Raw genomic sequence first — 14,629 nt, 5'->3', positions numbered from 1 at the left:
ACCGGAGCCAGGATCCTCATTGAGGTCGGTGACGGCAGCACCTTCCCGACCGCAGGCCACCTCGCCGCTTACGCCGGACTCGCACCGGCGACCCGCAGTTCGGGGTCGTCGATCCGCGGCGAACAGCCGTCCCGGAGGGGAAACAAGCAGCTCAAACGGGCTTTCTTCCTCTCCGCGTTCGCTGCCCTGGGCGACCCGGCATCGCGGGCTTACAACGACAAGAAGATCGCCCAGGGAAAGCACCACACGCAGGCCCTGCTCTGCCTCGCCAGACGACGGGCGGACGTCCTCTTCGCCATGCTCCGCGACGGAACCTTCTACGAACCGCAGCCGGTCCGGGCGGTCGCTCCGCAGACCTAGACCATGGTCAAGAGGTGATCCGTGGGGCCGTAGTCGATCTTCCAGTCGGCATAGATCCCAACGGCGCCGTCCTTCCGGCACCGCAGCCCAACGGTCACCCAGCGGACCGATCCGTCGTCGGCCAGGGAGAACGCGACCACGGTCTCGAACTCCTCGCTCCCGCACGGGCAGCATGCCTCACCCGGATCCGCGTCCTCCCAGAACTCATCGCTATCCGCGATGAACGCACGGCCTCCGCAACCAACGCACACCCGCTCGGCTCCGCCCTCGACATCGTCGACGAGCACGAAGAACACGCGCCCGCCACACCCGCCGCAGACGGAAGGAACGATCTTCACCGGACGGCCGTCGGCAGCGTTCCGGAGAAACACCGCGAGCTCCGCAGAGACACCCTCGCCAACCTGATCATCAGCATGCACAGGCACATCGTTCCAGACGCCCCCGAATCAGCACCCATCCACCTTGACCAAAGACATAGGGGCACCCCCCCGGAGCCACCATCCTGGAAGACATCGAACACCACGACCCCTCAGGCTCAGTGTGAGTGCCGCTGACCGGAGGCCAACACCACCCCTGGACCCACCTGTAAACACCAAGCCCGCCGTTGAGAAAGTCGCCGACGGTGCAGCGGTCCAGCCGGCACCGGCAGCCGTCCGGAAACCCAGAAACGGGCTCCCGGACAAGCCGCGGCCGACCACGGAGCTCATGTGCCCGGGGCCGAGCCGCGATCGAACCCCTTGAGGAGTGGCTCCAGCTCGAAGTCGCTGAGGGGCGCTTCTCGGCTGCCCTACGGTTCGTTTGTGCTCAGCCCGTCACCGGGCAGCCGAGATCAGCTCATACCGCGCTTCTTGGTATCTGCGCCGTCGCTCGGTCAGTGCCCGTCGTGCGTTGCGCACGGTCTCGAACCGGTTGCGCTCGTACTCGAGCGGGACTGCCGCGTTCGCCAGCAGCCGCCGTACTTGCTGACGTTTGAGTTGGGGAACCGCGTTGAGAGCCTCGATCACTTCCTCGCACGCGGCCGGCGGATTGCCAAGGAGGGGGTTCCAGAGGGGCGCTCCCGCGTTCCGCAGACGGTCCAGGGCCTGCTTCGCCCGTAGTGCGGCGGCGTTCCCCTCTCGACTCAGCTCGTCCAGCGCTCGCCAGGCCCGCTCGGCGGTGCCTGCATCCGCGCTTCGTCGTGTGCGCCGATGACGGCGCATACGGTCGAGCGTGTCTTTGAGTTCCGCAAGGACAGACCCGGCACCTGCGGCGAAGAAGCGATCACGGCCCCTTCCTGGACGAACAGTGATCGAAACCAGTCACGCGCCCGGTCACGCCTGGCCAGCCGGGGCAGAAAGCAGCCGGTCGTCCATGCGCTCAAACTCCCGGGAAGCACGGTCACTTGAACCCGCCCCTACATCAGCTCGCGGTTGGCCGCCCGCTCGTCAGCAAGCTGGACGTGACCTGGTACGTCATCGATCCCTCTGGCCGCGACCGTGGCTGCCCGTGAAGACGTCGGCCCGACCTGGTCCGTTTTCTTCGACTCACCCGTACGGTCAGTTGGCCGATCTGGACCGTTCGTCGGCCGGCTGCCGGTCAGTCAGCAGGCAGGCCGAACCAGCGGAGGAGGACAGGTCGTGCGTCGTCGGGGGCGTCCTCGGGCCCGCGGGCATAGCGCGCGAGCAGAGCCAGATAGTCGTCATGGAACGCGTCCAGCTCAGCCTTCGTGAGGTGGATGAGGCTGCGTGAACCCCGCATCCAGCCTTCGGACTCCGCTTGTCCGGCGGTGAACTGCCGGGCGAGCTCGACGTCCTCCTCCATCCTCATCCGGTCCAGCTCGGCCGACATGACGCGCTCGGCCTCCGTCAGTTCACCCTGCGGCGGTCTGCGGATGTCGAGGCCGCGCACCCCGCGCCACCAGCGCTCACGCCCGGTGGAGCGCTCGGGGATGTCCTCGATGAGCCCGCTGCGCTCCAGCATGCGCAGGTGGTAGCTGAGCGTCCCGGTGTTTTCGCCGAGGGCGGCGGCCAGCGTGGATGAGGTGGCCGGGCCGGCCGTGCCGAGGTGGCGCAAGATGCGCAGGCGCAGAGGGTGTGAGAGGGCCTTGAGCACGTCGGGGCTGTCGACTGTGCGCCGCCCTGCGGCTTCCGCTCTGTGCTCTTCCGTCATGGCAGCAGTCTATCCAGACAGCAGCACTTTCTCTGCAGACCTTCCTCTGCAGAGAAACCTCTGCAATGCTGTGGTCCATGACGCCGAACCGCGTGACCTTGAATCGCACAGTCCACCGCTTCACAAGTGCTGCCGCAGGGGCCCTACTTGCCGGACTCGCCCTGGGCGCCACACCCGCGCATGGAGCTGAACGGGCCGCAGATCTGTCCGAGTTCGATTTCTCCGCCTGCCCGACCGTCTATGAGCTGCCCGCGGGTGCGGACCCCGGGACCTGGCGCTGCGAGGTCATGCACGCCACGGGGCATCTGCGCATGGGCGCCGTCGACGAGGCGATCACCGAACCCATGAAGATCACCTTTGCGGAAGGCCGAGTGGACGGTGAATTCCGCCAGGTCTTCGGGGAGATGACCGCTGCGCCGATCCGGTTCGGAGACGCCCCGTTGACCCTGACTCCGCAGTACGGCGGCTACTCGGACTTCCTGTCCGACGACACCCGACGCGGCGAATTCGACATCAAGTTCGCCATCGGCTGGGCGCACGGCCTGCCGGCCCTGCCATCGCCGCACTGCTCGGTGGGCAGCGATGAGGACGCCATCCACCTAGTACTCAAGGACACCGATCCCACCCAGGTGATATCCAAGGACCCTCTGGTCGTCACCTTCGGCACCCAGGACGCGGAGTTCGCCGCCCCGCGCACGGGCGGCTGCGGCCCCCTCGGCCGCGCGCTCGACCGGGCCCTGGACCTGCCGTCCGCGGCAGGATCGAATGCCTTCGACATGGATGTCACGGTGGCCATCCGGCCCTACATTTAAGCCGGCTCCCCTGAGTAATTGCGCATTCATACACGCCAGTTGAGGTGGTTCAGGCCGCTTGAGCCTCAGAGCGTTCAACGACGTGGCAGGCCTCGAAGCGGGCTCCGGCCCGGAGGAGGACGACGAGGGGAGGTGCGTTCACGGCGTTCCAGCGGGCTCGGGCGGAGCAAGCTTGAAGGCCATCGGCGAGAACCGCCGCGCAAGAGCCGGAGCCCGTGACCTTCATCCGTGGCCGCACCGTCGCGAGGGTCGATACGCCGTCCTCCTCATGGTCCGCTGCTCCCCATACCCGCGGAGCTGCTCCCCGGAGAACTGACCCGTGGAGGGCGGTCCTACGCCTGGTCGAAGAGCGGGGGCAGCAGCCCTCGCCGGCCACAAGTCCTGCTCGCCAACGAGGCAAGCAAGGTACGTATCGATCTCCGTCAGGACGGCAGCGCGTTCCTTCGGGCCGTACGTAGGTGAGGGTCTGGCCGGCTGCGGTGTCGAGAGTGCTTACGTGGTTGTTCAGGCCGGTACAGATGAGGGCGCGGGCGATCTCGGGCAGGCCGAGGCTGAGGGCGTCGCACTCTGCGGCGCGCACGAGCCGGACGAGGTCGGTGGTGACTTTCTCCCAGTCACCGACGTACGGCCAGTGGGCGCCGCCGTCCAGTTCGTGGGTGATGTGGCCAGCGGGATGATCTCGCCCGGCCGACGTCCCCGGGTGAGGCGGTCGTGGATCCGGGCGCCCTCGGGCTGACGCACCTTGGGGTGAAGCAGAGGGGCTGCGGCGACCACGGTCGCGTTGATCTCCTGCGGGCCGTCGCCGGGGTAGTACGGCTCGTGCGCGAAGAGGAGATGCACGTCAGTGGTGCGGTCTAAATCGTCGGGCTCTGCCTTGGCCATGGTTCGGGATCCCTTCAGCGGTGCAGTGCAGTGCAGTGGGTGGACTGTGGTGTCGGCGGCGTAACCCGCTCGAAGCCGGGTGGGAAGGGACCCAGCGGGCCTGCGTTGCCATGGGCGTGGCTCGCCTGGGTGGATGCCGGCCTGGCACAGATGTGCTCGAGGACCGGGGCGACTTGGTCGGCGAGCTGGACCATCAACCCGCTCCCGGTCCATCAATTGCGCCGAGACCCGGCAGGTGCCGTGGGCATCGGTGTGGAGCAGGTCGGCGGCGTCCCACAGGAGGTTGTGGCCGATCCCGGCGGAGCGGATCAGTTCGTAGCGGTCGCTGCCGGCGGCGGCTTCGACGAGGTAGGTGTGAAGGACGGCCAGGCGCTGGAGGTAGTGGCAAGCGGTGCCTTCGACACTGCGGACGTGTTCGCCCGCCCGGGCGTCGAGCCGGTCGGGCAGGTACTCGGTGAGCAGCGGGCCGAGCGGCATGCCGGGCAGCACCAGGCCGAACTGGGCGGAGCGCCGGGACGCGAGGATCGGACGCCTGCGGGGCTGTCCCGCTGGTGACAAGCGACAGCCCGAAGGGTTCACACCTCAACCCCGACGCGCCTCGCGTCATCCCGCGGTGGAACGGGAGCGCCTGGGAGCCTCACGAATTCGCGGCGAACCTCACTGAGTCTCAGCGCGTCCTGCGCCCGCGCGTCGAAACTCTCTCGGCGTATGTTCCGACTCGTCTGTCGTTCATGTCTTGATCGGCTGCGATGTCCTCGTAGTCCCCGACACGGACCTCCGCGTGGACAAACCCCTGTTCACTGGGGCGGATTCCGAGATGCGGGGGCATCATCGAAGAGGATGTGCCGCAGTATCCGGGTGAGGTGTTCGGTGAGCTGCTCGGGTGGCATCGAGGCAAGTGGCTCGGTTCGTGCGATGTACCGGCTGAAGACCACTCCGATCATGTGTGACCCCACGAGTGCTACGCGGATGTCCAAGTCATCGCCGAGCGCTGCCGGTGCATTGGGGGCGAGCACGGACCGGTACGCAGCGGCACTGCGCTCCTGCATCGCGACCAGGAGGTGAGCGGCTGCACGCTCGTCGGACGCGGCACTGCGCACGAGGGCGACGAGTGGGTCGTTGACGGCGTCGGTCTCCATCCGCTGGACGAAGGCATGGGCGATCCGGTCGGGCAAGGTCGCCGGGTCTCCGGCAACTACCCGTTCCAGGTCGCTGTTACCGGGTACAGCCGCGAGGAAGAGCCGCTCTTTGGACCGGAACTGACGCGTGATCAGACCGTGGGTGACACCGGCTCGGCGCGCGATTTCGCGGAGGGTCGTGCGGGCGTAACCACGCTCGGCGAAGGTGTGACGGGCCGCCTCCAGAATGGCCGCTCGGTGTCCCTCCGGGTCCCGTCGGCGCGTGCGCAGTGGCTTCTCGGACGCTTCCTGACCGTTCATGGCGACTCCTTCATCTGATCACTGTACTGCGGGCCACCGAGGTTCTCGCTGACCGCTGGTACGCTTAATATCCAAGTGGACATTAAGAGTCCATTGAGATTGGAGGCTGTTGTGAGCACGAATCCGCCGGAGTCCGCGGGGATCGTCGAGACGCGGCTACTGCACAAGATGCACCGGGCCGCGACGTCCCTGCTGGCCGACGCCGCACAGCGCGACGACGCCCCGTCGGCCGCACTGGCCGAACTGCGTGACTTCCTGGTGGCGGCGCTGCGGCATCACCACGAGAGCGAAGACGATGTGCTCTGGCCGCAGTTGATCGCCGCCGACCCGCTGGCCGGCGCCATGCTGAGCGAACTCAGCACGGAACACGATGCGCTGGACGCGGCATTGGACGCGCTCGCCGCCGCTCCCGTGCAGGACGATGCGGACCGGGCAGCGGTGGTCGCCGCGGCAGCCAGTGTGCGCGACCTGGTGCACCAGCACCTTGAGCACGAGGAACCGGTGCTGTTTCCCGCGCTGGCAGCGCATATGTCAGATGAAGCCTGGACCGAGTTCTCCCGCGCGGTGATCGCCTCGGCCCCACCCGTAGGGGCCCACCTCAACCTTGGTTTCTTCGAACAGGTGGGCACTCCCGCCGAGCTCGCGGTGGTCACAGCGAACCTGCCCCAAGCCGTTCTTCCCCTCGTGCCGGCCATGCGTGAGCAGGCCAAAGCCACCCTGAACAGCCTTCACACAACCGACAACGTAAGGACGGTCATCGCGTGACCAGCACACTCATCGTCGGCGGCAGCGGCGGCCTGGGCGGAGTGATCGCCCAGTACTTCGCAGACCGCGGTGACGACGTCATCATCACCAGCAGGGACAAGGCACGGGCCGAGACCATTGCCGCCGGGATCGGCGTCAGCGTCCGGGGGCTGGCCCTCGACCTTGCCCAACCCGAAACGATCAGCGCCTCGTTGGCCGACGTGGCCGAGGTCGACAATCTTGTCATCACCGCGGTCGGGCAGGCCGCGAACACGCTGGCGCAGTTCAACATCACTGATGCCGTGACGGCCGTGACGATGAAACTCGTCGGCTACGCCGAGACCGTCCGTGTGCTGCGCGACCGGTTGAGTCCAGGCGCTTCCGTTGTTCTTTTCGGCGGGCTCGCCAAAGAGCGCCCATATCCAGGCTCGACCGTCGTCACCACCTTCAACGCCGGAATCACCGGCCTGGTGAAGACCCTCGCGGTGGAGATGGCTCCGCACCGCGTCAACGCCCTGCATCCGGGCCTGATCGGCGACAGCCCCAAATGGCGCGACGTTCCCAACCCACCGCACTCGGCCCAGACACCGATCGGACGACTGGTGACGATGGCCGAGATCGCCGACGCCACCGATTTCCTGCTCCGCAACACCGGCATCAACGCCCACGACCTGTACATCGACGGCGGCCTGCTGGCCACCTGACCCACAACAGCATTGGCAACTGAGCTTGATTCTGTCTGGGAGCTTGGAGTTTCGCGGTGCGGCAGCATGGTCAACGGGCATGCTCGGGTAGTTCCGATGAGCGATGCAGTTGTCGAGGTGCCCGTTGTCCCTGCGCCCGCGTTCCGGTGAGCATGTCCCGCCTCTGACCGTGCAGGTCGCGCGGGCGAGTAACCCGGGTGGCACGACGGCGATATGGATGCGCGACCGCTGGATCGACTGTGGTGCGACGAGGACTTCGCCGACTGGTACCCGCGTGATGGGCGCCCAAGTCTCTCGCCTGCTCAACTGGCCACCGTCTGTGTCCTGCAGTTCCTGCTCACCCTGCCGGACCGGCAGGCCGCCGAGGCGGTCCGCTGCCGCATCGACTTCAAGTACGCCATGGCCATGGAGCTGGACGACCCCGGCTTCCACCACAGCGTGCTGGCCGACTTCCGAGACCGTCTCGCCGAAGGCGACCGCGCCGACCGCGGTGCGGGATCTGACCTGCTGGAGGACCTGGTCGACGAGGACTGGGGGCACCGCTACGGCCGACCGGTCCGCCGGGGCAAGAACCCCACCAAGCCCAAGACAAGGATCCTTGACATCGGAAAGGACGCCGTCCGGCTCCTGGAACACCTCTACCGGCACGGGGCAGACCGCACGTCCGGCCCTCGCATCCATGCCCTGCGGCAGATCATGGTGCAGAACTACCACCGCGACGCCGCAGGGCACCTGCGCTGGCGCACCGCCGAGACTGAAGGCGGGCCCGGGCTGCCGCCCTCGTCCTGGGCGATCGTCTCTCCCTACGACCCCTCGGCCCGCTACGCATGGCACGGACACATCATCAGCTAGAAGGGGTTCGCCGCTCATCAGACCGAGGCCTGTGATCCTGACGGCCCCAACGTGAACACGGACGTGGCCACCACCGCGGCGACCACCCACGACAGCCAGGTCCTGCCCGGCATCCACCCGCCTGTCACGCCGCGGGCTCCTGCCCGCCGAGCACTTGGTCGACGCTGGCTACACCCACCCTGCCCTATCTGGAACAAACCACCCGTCAACACCAGGTCACCGTCTCCGGGCCATTGCGAAGCAACCCCCACCCGCCAACAACGCCAGAACGAGAGCGCCCGGGACGACTTCCACATCGACTACGACCGGCAGCAGGTCACCTGCCCCCGGAGCCAGGTCAGCCAGGGTTGGCACGGCCCTTACCCGTCCTCCTCACCCACCGCAGCCCCGCTGATCGTGGCCAGGTTCGCCAAGAGTCAGTGCCGGCCCTGCCCGGCCCGCACCAGTGCACCACCTCCCGCGAAAGCACCCGAACTGTGGGCTTTCCTCCACGAGAACTCCGCGACCTGCAAGTCCGTCTCCGCGCCGAGCAACAGACGCCTTGAGTCGAGGACCCGCTACGCGGTCCGCTCCGGAGTGGAGAGAACCGTCAACGAGTCCGCCCACTGACACGGCATGCGACGCTGCCGCTACCGAGGCCAGAGAAAGGCCCACATCTGGCCCGTCCTGACGGCCATCGCCGTCAACATCGAGCGCCTCAGCGCACTGCCACGACCGAAGAAGCACCCACGGCCCGTCGGCCGACCGCCTTCCAGAACTACCTCGACCAGCGCCAGATAACCCGACCGAAGTCCTGGCGAACCCCGGGCACCTGACCTGGGCACCTCCAAGATCCCCGACAGAGTCAAGCTTACGAGTTGGCGTGATAGCGATTGGAGCCTGTCTTGCCCGATCTACCTGCCCGGTGATGCATGGTCTTGACCATTGTGGTTTCGTCGCGCCGGCCAGTGGAGAAGGAGCCGCGGGTCTCGGTCGGGGCCCGGCGTTGGAGTCGTTGCCTGGACACCGTCACCGCGTCCGGATAGCGGCCCCATATCGATGCGCCGCAGTGTGACTGTGTCGGTGGCCGAGGGGGGTGGCGCGCTGCTGCCAACATTGACGGAGGGCAATGTGGCCATGTCGGCTTGCATGGACGGCGCGAGGTCCGGGGCCGGATTCGTCGGCGGCGGCTGTTGCCGCATGCCTGCGAACGGATTGCGCCAGAACTGCGAACGCGGGGTTCGCCAGCTGTAACGCAGCGCGAGGAGCCGCAGCCCGAAAGCGAACAGTGAGGCACCAATGGCGGTACCAATGTTCAGCAGCGCCGACTCGTACAGCATTGCGACCGATGTCGCGCCGACGAACGCGGGCAGTGCGTACAGATCACGGTTCCAGCGGAGCAGCGCCGGCTGTTCGAGAGCGAGGAGATACGCGAGGACGCCGCCACCGACGGCGCTGGCACTGCCGAGCGTGACGGCGGCGGGACTGTTGAGGCCGTGGGAGAGCGCCTTGATCGTGCCGGTGACGCTGAAGAGTCCCAGCGCCGCCGCGTCGGAGATGTCGAATGGCTTGCCCTCGTACACTTTTTCGTCATGGCGGAGCCGGTAGCCAAAGTAAACGATCAGCGCAGCGACGCAGGGCGTGAAGAAGTAGCCGAGGTCGGTGAAAGCGACCGGGGTGATCCCGAGCACCAGGTCACGGAAGAGACCGCCGCCAAGGCCCGCCGCCTCACTGAGGATGACCGTCCCGAAGATATCGAAGTCCTTGCGTACCGCGAGGAACGCCCCTGAGAGAGCGAAGGCGAAGATACCTATGAGATCCATTACGTACTGGACAGCACCGTTCAGTTCCTCGATCGGCATGGGCCAGGTCTCCCTGAAGGCTGGTAAGCGTGCGAACCGTTGAAGGCCGCGACATCTTGAACTGCTCCGGCGAAGAGGGCGTGGGGTATCGGCGAACGCCCGATCACTATTTCACGTTGTGGTACCTGCAACGGGTGCATTCGTTCTACGCTCTTAGCCGAAGGACCTGAACGACGGATCGACACGGCATGACCAACAGCACTCACGCCACTGCCTCTGCGTCCCCGGGCGGGAAATGCTGGAATTTTCGCGCGTGATCGCTTTTTCGCCTTGCGTCACTCGTGGGATCCGTGAGTCTTCGTGAACTCCAGCCTACTTAGCCGCGAAGCAGTCGCAAGGCCTTCGGATGCGGATTAAATCATCTCGCAGCTGGTGTTCTGCGTGGATGGCGCGGATCTCGCTCACGGTCCGCTCCTCCTCGGCCCGGCGCTCGGCGCGAGCCTGCTGTGAGTCGTCCTTGCGAACCCACGTCCGCGGCGACTCCGCGGTGATGCCGGATCCGCGGCCACCGCCGCAAACGTACGCTTGCCAGCCGCGGCGCGGTGGAGCGCGACGGCATCCCTCCGGAACTCCTCCGGATACGGAGACTTGCGTCCCACCTGGATATCCCTCCCTGGACCATCAAGATGCGTTGTCAGGGTGTCCACTCCAAAGGATCAGCCTCACCCAACGACGTTGCCCGATTCCTCGACACCGACGAAACCAAGATCAAACCAACGTGTTAATTCCCGGCAAGCCCTTAGGCCACTACACCGACGGCGAGTGATGAGTTGGGAGCAACTGACCATAGCCTCGCGCTGGCGAGTTCAACGCGGGAGCCGCGTGGCCTAGGAGTGACTGATAGCGGCGGAAGGTGCTCGCGGGCGGGTGCCGGACGAAGTCGGCCAACCTCAGCAGCAGGGGACGCCGGCACGTGCGCGGCATCCCCCTACAGCAGTAGCTACCTGGGTCATTCGGCGGTGACTGCGGCAAGCAACTCGCGGCGCACGGGGCCGGGATAGTGATAGCGAGAAGCCCCGGCGCTCAATTCGGCTATCCGCTCTTTGAGACCGGGCCTTGCCAACACCTCCGGGCCCGCGAGGAGGCCGGTCACGTCGGCGACGGCACGCAGGACATCGGGGTCCTTCGCGCGTGCCCCTTCGAGTGCTACGCGCTTCTGCCAGAAGGGATCGTCCGTCGTGTAGCACTGGCCCATCATCTCGTGATCCACCTCGGCCAGGCGGTGCCGGTCCCAGTCGTCAAAACCACGCCAAAGTGGCAGCAGGTGACGCTCTGTCGCAGCGGCGAACGCCATTGAAAATGCCATGGCGTCCTTCGTGTCAACAAGGCGCATCGTGTCCCGGAGCAGTGCAGCATGCCGGAACGCCGTGGTCATGCCAGCGCCGAAGAACGGGTTGGTGGAGGCCCATGCGTCTCCCACTGCCACGATCCCGGTGACCACAGGCGCTCCAGCTACGACGAGACGACGGTGCGCGCTGCGTAGACCACCGGTGGCGATCACACCCGTGACGGGCTTCCCTTCAGCCCAATGTGCTTCGGTTGGGTAGAGCTGTATCGCTCGGTGCCAGGCATCGCGGTTGCTCAGACCCCGGAGCTCCTGATCGCGGTCGGACGTCACGAAAGTCACCGACCAGGTTCCGGAGTCACCGGGCAGGACAAGGATGCTGACGCTGTCGTGCTGAAACCCCGCCCATGGCGGCAGTCGGGAGGCTAGGTCTTCGGAACGGAAGAACCGCGTGTAGTAGCGAAAACCCGCCTCCGCCCGCTGCTCGTGCGGTGCGAGTCCCACATCCCTGAGCATTGCTGCCCCGCTCGCACCCCGGCCTGAGGCGTCAATGACCAATTCGGCGTTGATCTCCTCGCCCCCCTCACAGATTACCCCTGTGACGCGCCAGCATTGGCCTGCGCGGGGCTCCTCCGTACTCAACCGGTTGACCTGGAGGCCACGTCGCACGGTAATGCCGGGGTGCCCCTCCGCCACGGCAAACAAAGAGGCCTCAAGTACAGGACGCCGTACGGCCACTGTCTCGAACCGGCCGTCATCCTCGCGCGGGCCGTCTATCGCGCCGACATGCCATGCTCCTGCGATGATGTTGTGGCTGACGGCGCCCAGGTCGAGCATGCGGTCCACCGACTCCGGAGACTCCTTGGCCAGTAGGCGGAATCCTCCTGGCAATAGGAGGTGCGCCTGTGAAAACTGACGCACGCCGGGGCGCTTCCAACCGGCATACAGGTCGTCTCCCCCGCCCTTGGGGGGTGGTGGATCGCGGTCGACGAGGGTGACCTGCCTGCCTTCTGCCGCCAACAAGATTGCAGTCATCAACCCTGCCGGGCCGCTGCCCAGGATCAATGCGTCCGACACGGCTGCGTTTATCCCTTCTGTGTCCGATCAAGTTCGGCGGTAACACCACGCCAGAGCTGGTTCGGCGCTACTGGGCGCCGAGCCGTACTCACGAGTCCATGCCCACCGTCCTCCAGAACCGCAGCAAGGCAGCGGCACCCTCTTCGGGAGCGCTCAGCATCCACCAGTGAGTTTGGCCCGGCAGGCATTCCACATGCGCTCCGAGACGCTCGGCAACCTTCTGGGAGTTGATCTGGTCGTCGTAGGGGTCGCTCTGGGGCTGGAGCACTAGGCCAGGGGCTGCTGTCCGAGTCAGGTCTGCGCCCCAATGAGCGTATGGGTTGGGCGTCGCGGAGCGGTAAAGATCCAGGATGCAGCCAGCCATAGTGGCGTCGAATTGTGCACCCATGCCCGCGGCATCCTCGGCGGGAACACCTGCGGCCGTAAGCGCGGCAGTGGCGACGGCTGTATTTCCCCGCGTGGTCTGCGCCCACTGTTCTCCCGCCCCCGAGGTCTGCCACCGTTGGGCCGGATAGTGCCAGACATAGTCGGGGTGAAGGATAGACGCGACGTCCATCGCCCAGCTTCGCAGCGGCAGGAAGTCCAGCATGGCGACGCGTGCCACAAGAAGTGCGCCCCAGTCGTGCCCCACCAGGTCGACAGGTCCTGAGATGCCCCTCAACTCGACTGACAGCCAGCGGACGTAGTCGTCCATCGTCGCACCGAACCCGGCTGGCCGGGGCGTCGAAAAACCTGGCAGGTTCAAAGCGAGAGATTCAGCTTTGAGGTGGCGCCGGAGTGGGTCCCAAAGGCGCCCGGTCTCGGGTACTCCGTGAACGAAAACAGCGGTCATCATTTTCCCGAAGTATGAATGGTCAGCTTCGATATGTGGCTCTCTTGAGGCTCGTGTGCGCAGCTCATGGGCTGCTTCAGGACCTCAACTCCTCTGCTATGTGGGATCCCCACGAACTGTTCGCTGCCAGGGGCGTGCACGACCGGCCGTAGTATGGCCGGTCGATGCGGACATTGAAGATGTGCTTCTCGAGCCACTTGCATTCCCCGGGATTACCACCACATGACGCAGACGTCCCATCACTTCCCCTTGTCGTACTCGACTGGATACCCGCCCACTCAGCTGCCTGCTGGAGAGACGACCCCATTGGACCTCCGACAGTGGCCTCCGCAAGGAGATGTCACAAGACAATCAGGGCCGGAATAAAGCTGCCGACTCCCGGAATAAATCGCGCTACCCTGTCCCAGGACCTTCGTCTCAGGAACGGCCCAGGACATGTTCACCTCCGCCTCACACTGGCCCCTGGTCAAGGTCCTCCAGGGCCTGCGGGCCCACGACGAAGAAGCCGTCGAGCTCCTCGCCATCCCCCAGGAACCGCAGAAGGACCAGGCACAGCCGTCCCAGTCCATCGGCACCCCTCCGGAGAACGGCGAGGAGCACCGCCTGCTGCTCCCCCCGTACGACCCGAACCTGGTCGCGGACTGGGTGTCCTTCAACGTCATCGACACCGAGCGGCAGGACGGGCCCGCGGCTGGGCAGCACTGAAGCGGTTCCCCGAACGAGAGGGCCACGCCCAGGTCCCGATGGGCCACAAGGAAGGCGCGTAACCGGTCGGGCAGTGGATCGCCGAACAGCGGCGGGCGTATGGAGCCGGCCAGATGACCGGCGCGCGTGCCCGGCTGGAGAAGCTCGGCATGGCCTGGTCCGTCGCGGACGAACGCTTCCAGGAGAACCTCGAAAGCCGCTCGCACGTACTACGACGACCACTGGACACTGTGCGCTCCTCGTGGGGCGACCGCGTTGGACCGGCCGGTCGGGCAACGGCTGTCCAACCAGCACCGGGCCGGCGCACTGGAGGGCCACCCCGAGTGGGAAGCGGCGCTGCGGGAGATCGACCCGGGCTGGAACCCCGCCTTGCCGACCGACTGGCAGCGGCACTACGCGGCGGTGCGGGAGATGCTCATGGAAGAGAGCGGGGCCGCGCACGTGGAACCGGGCGTCACCGTCCACGGTCTGGACATCGGCAAGTGACTCGCCAAGCAGCGCCAGCACACCGTGTGGCAGGGGCTGATGGACGGGCAGCGCGAACGCCTGCAGCAACTCGGCATCGAACCGGCAGCTCAAACGCGCGATGTTCACGTCCGCATTCGCAACCCTGCACGATCCCGTCTCCCGCAGCTACTACGACCGCTGCCGAGCCCGCGGGAAAACTCCCATCCAAGTCCTTCTCTGCCTGGCCCGACAACGGATCAACGTGCTGTTCGCGCTGCTCCGCGACGGCAGCTTCTACGAACCCAGAACCCCACGCCGCGCTTGACGAAAGACATGGAGGCACCCCCCAACTCCCATGCCCGTCGGCTGACCCGCGGCAGCGTTAGCCCGACCTCGGCCGTTCCCCGGTGCTAGGTGTATTGATCACGAGCGTTGTTAACGCGGCGCGGTCTTGATCGTGGCGAAGGCCCCCGTGTGTGGTGGAGGTGTCGAATCTTCACC

17 protein-coding genes and 1 pseudogene are annotated in these 14,629 nt (G+C 66.3%); 11 read left to right on the top strand and 7 right to left on the bottom strand.

What is annotated here, in order from left to right:
- Positions 1-360 (top strand): transposase (locus tag ACWGDB_RS41515; RefSeq protein WP_453827228.1); only part of this gene is annotated, 360 nt, incomplete at its 5' end.
- Here ACWGDB_RS41515 and ACWGDB_RS41510 read toward each other — a convergent pair.
- From ACWGDB_RS41510 to ACWGDB_RS41500, 3 genes are all read right to left on the bottom strand, one after another.
- On the bottom strand, positions 357-779 hold the full coding sequence (locus tag ACWGDB_RS41510; RefSeq protein WP_453827227.1) for a hypothetical protein: 423 nt from the start codon (positions 777-779) through the stop codon (positions 357-359). The genes ACWGDB_RS41515 and ACWGDB_RS41510 overlap by 4 nt on opposite strands.
- Positions 780-1,172: 393 nt before the next feature.
- Positions 1,173-1,559: a hypothetical protein gene (locus tag ACWGDB_RS41505; protein ID WP_453827226.1), complete on the bottom strand. Its 387-nt coding sequence runs from the start codon at positions 1,557-1,559 to the stop codon at positions 1,173-1,175.
- A 376-nt stretch (positions 1,560-1,935) separates the two neighbouring features.
- Positions 1,936-2,508 carry an ArsR/SmtB family transcription factor gene (locus tag ACWGDB_RS41500; protein WP_453827225.1) on the bottom strand — a complete coding sequence of 191 codons (573 nt, stop codon included), beginning with the start codon at positions 2,506-2,508 and terminating at the stop codon, positions 1,936-1,938.
- A gap of 77 nt (positions 2,509-2,585) precedes the next feature.
- Here ACWGDB_RS41500 and ACWGDB_RS41495 point away from each other — a divergent pair, with 77 nt between their 5' ends.
- From ACWGDB_RS41495 to ACWGDB_RS41485, 3 genes are all read left to right on the top strand, one after another.
- Entirely contained in the window at positions 2,586-3,320 is a 735-nt protein-coding gene (locus ACWGDB_RS41495) for a hypothetical protein (RefSeq protein ID WP_453827224.1), read from the top strand.
- A 1,122-nt stretch (positions 3,321-4,442) separates the two neighbouring features.
- The gene (locus ACWGDB_RS41490) at positions 4,443-4,757 is read left to right on the top strand and encodes a hypothetical protein (RefSeq protein WP_453827223.1); all 315 of its coding nucleotides are present in this window, start codon (positions 4,443-4,445) and stop codon (positions 4,755-4,757) included.
- The gene (locus ACWGDB_RS41485) at positions 4,754-4,942 is read left to right on the top strand and encodes a DUF6087 family protein (RefSeq protein WP_453827222.1); all 189 of its coding nucleotides are present in this window, start codon (positions 4,754-4,756) and stop codon (positions 4,940-4,942) included. The genes ACWGDB_RS41490 and ACWGDB_RS41485 overlap by 4 nt, the downstream gene beginning before the upstream one ends.
- A 57-nt stretch (positions 4,943-4,999) precedes the next feature.
- Here the strand turns inward: ACWGDB_RS41485 and ACWGDB_RS41480 are convergent, their stop codons facing one another.
- On the bottom strand, positions 5,000-5,641 hold the full coding sequence (locus ACWGDB_RS41480) for a TetR/AcrR family transcriptional regulator (RefSeq protein WP_453827221.1): 642 nt from the start codon (positions 5,639-5,641) through the stop codon (positions 5,000-5,002).
- Positions 5,642-5,752: 111 nt separating this feature from the next.
- On the opposite strand from ACWGDB_RS41480, the gene ACWGDB_RS41475 reads away from it, so the two are divergent.
- The 4 genes from ACWGDB_RS41475 (at position 5,753) to ACWGDB_RS41460 (ending at position 8,721) form a co-directional block, all read left to right on the top strand.
- Positions 5,753-6,406: a hemerythrin domain-containing protein gene (locus tag ACWGDB_RS41475; RefSeq protein ID WP_453827220.1), complete on the top strand. Its 654-nt coding sequence runs from the start codon at positions 5,753-5,755 to the stop codon at positions 6,404-6,406.
- Positions 6,403-7,089, top strand: coding sequence for an SDR family oxidoreductase (locus ACWGDB_RS41470; RefSeq protein WP_453827219.1), 687 nt, complete (start codon positions 6,403-6,405; stop codon positions 7,087-7,089). Before ACWGDB_RS41475 ends, ACWGDB_RS41470 begins: the two co-directional genes overlap by 4 nt.
- A 213-nt stretch (positions 7,090-7,302) precedes the next feature.
- Positions 7,303-7,941: a transposase gene (locus ACWGDB_RS41465; RefSeq protein WP_453827218.1), complete on the top strand. Its 639-nt coding sequence runs from the start codon at positions 7,303-7,305 to the stop codon at positions 7,939-7,941.
- 615 nt (positions 7,942-8,556) lie between these two features.
- A complete protein-coding gene (locus tag ACWGDB_RS41460; RefSeq protein WP_453827217.1) occupies positions 8,557-8,721 on the top strand; it encodes a hypothetical protein in 165 nt (54 codons plus the stop codon).
- A 113-nt stretch (positions 8,722-8,834) separates the two neighbouring features.
- Here the strand turns inward: ACWGDB_RS41460 and ACWGDB_RS41455 are convergent, their stop codons facing one another.
- The 3 genes from ACWGDB_RS41455 to ACWGDB_RS41445 form a co-directional block, all read right to left on the bottom strand.
- Positions 8,835-9,782, bottom strand: coding sequence for a trimeric intracellular cation channel family protein (locus ACWGDB_RS41455; RefSeq protein WP_453827216.1), 948 nt, complete (start codon positions 9,780-9,782; stop codon positions 8,835-8,837).
- Between the two features lie 949 nt (positions 9,783-10,731).
- On the bottom strand, positions 10,732-12,144 hold the full coding sequence (locus ACWGDB_RS41450; RefSeq protein ID WP_453827215.1) for an NAD(P)/FAD-dependent oxidoreductase: 1,413 nt from the start codon (positions 12,142-12,144) through the stop codon (positions 10,732-10,734).
- Positions 12,145-12,232: 88 nt separating this feature from the next.
- Positions 12,233-12,976 carry an alpha/beta fold hydrolase gene (locus ACWGDB_RS41445; RefSeq protein WP_453827229.1) on the bottom strand — a complete coding sequence of 248 codons (744 nt, stop codon included), beginning with the start codon at positions 12,974-12,976 and terminating at the stop codon, positions 12,233-12,235.
- A gap of 435 nt (positions 12,977-13,411) precedes the next feature.
- Here ACWGDB_RS41445 and ACWGDB_RS41440 point away from each other — a divergent pair, with 435 nt between their 5' ends.
- From ACWGDB_RS41440 to ACWGDB_RS41430, 3 genes and pseudogenes are all read left to right on the top strand, one after another.
- Positions 13,412-13,681 carry a hypothetical protein gene (locus ACWGDB_RS41440; protein WP_453827214.1) on the top strand — a complete coding sequence of 90 codons (270 nt, stop codon included), beginning with the start codon at positions 13,412-13,414 and terminating at the stop codon, positions 13,679-13,681.
- A gap of 255 nt (positions 13,682-13,936) precedes the next feature.
- The gene (locus tag ACWGDB_RS41435; RefSeq protein WP_453827213.1) at positions 13,937-14,167 is read left to right on the top strand and encodes a hypothetical protein; all 231 of its coding nucleotides are present in this window, start codon (positions 13,937-13,939) and stop codon (positions 14,165-14,167) included.
- A 79-nt stretch (positions 14,168-14,246) separates the two neighbouring features.
- Positions 14,247-14,453: pseudogene (locus ACWGDB_RS41430) on the top strand (IS110 family transposase); the annotation flags it as partial.
- Positions 14,454-14,629 lie beyond the last annotated feature (176 nt).

Source organism: Streptomyces sp. NPDC055013 (assembly GCF_053608645.1).
Note: the sequence above shows the minus strand (reverse complement) of the source record. Positions and strands in the feature narration are given on the sequence as shown.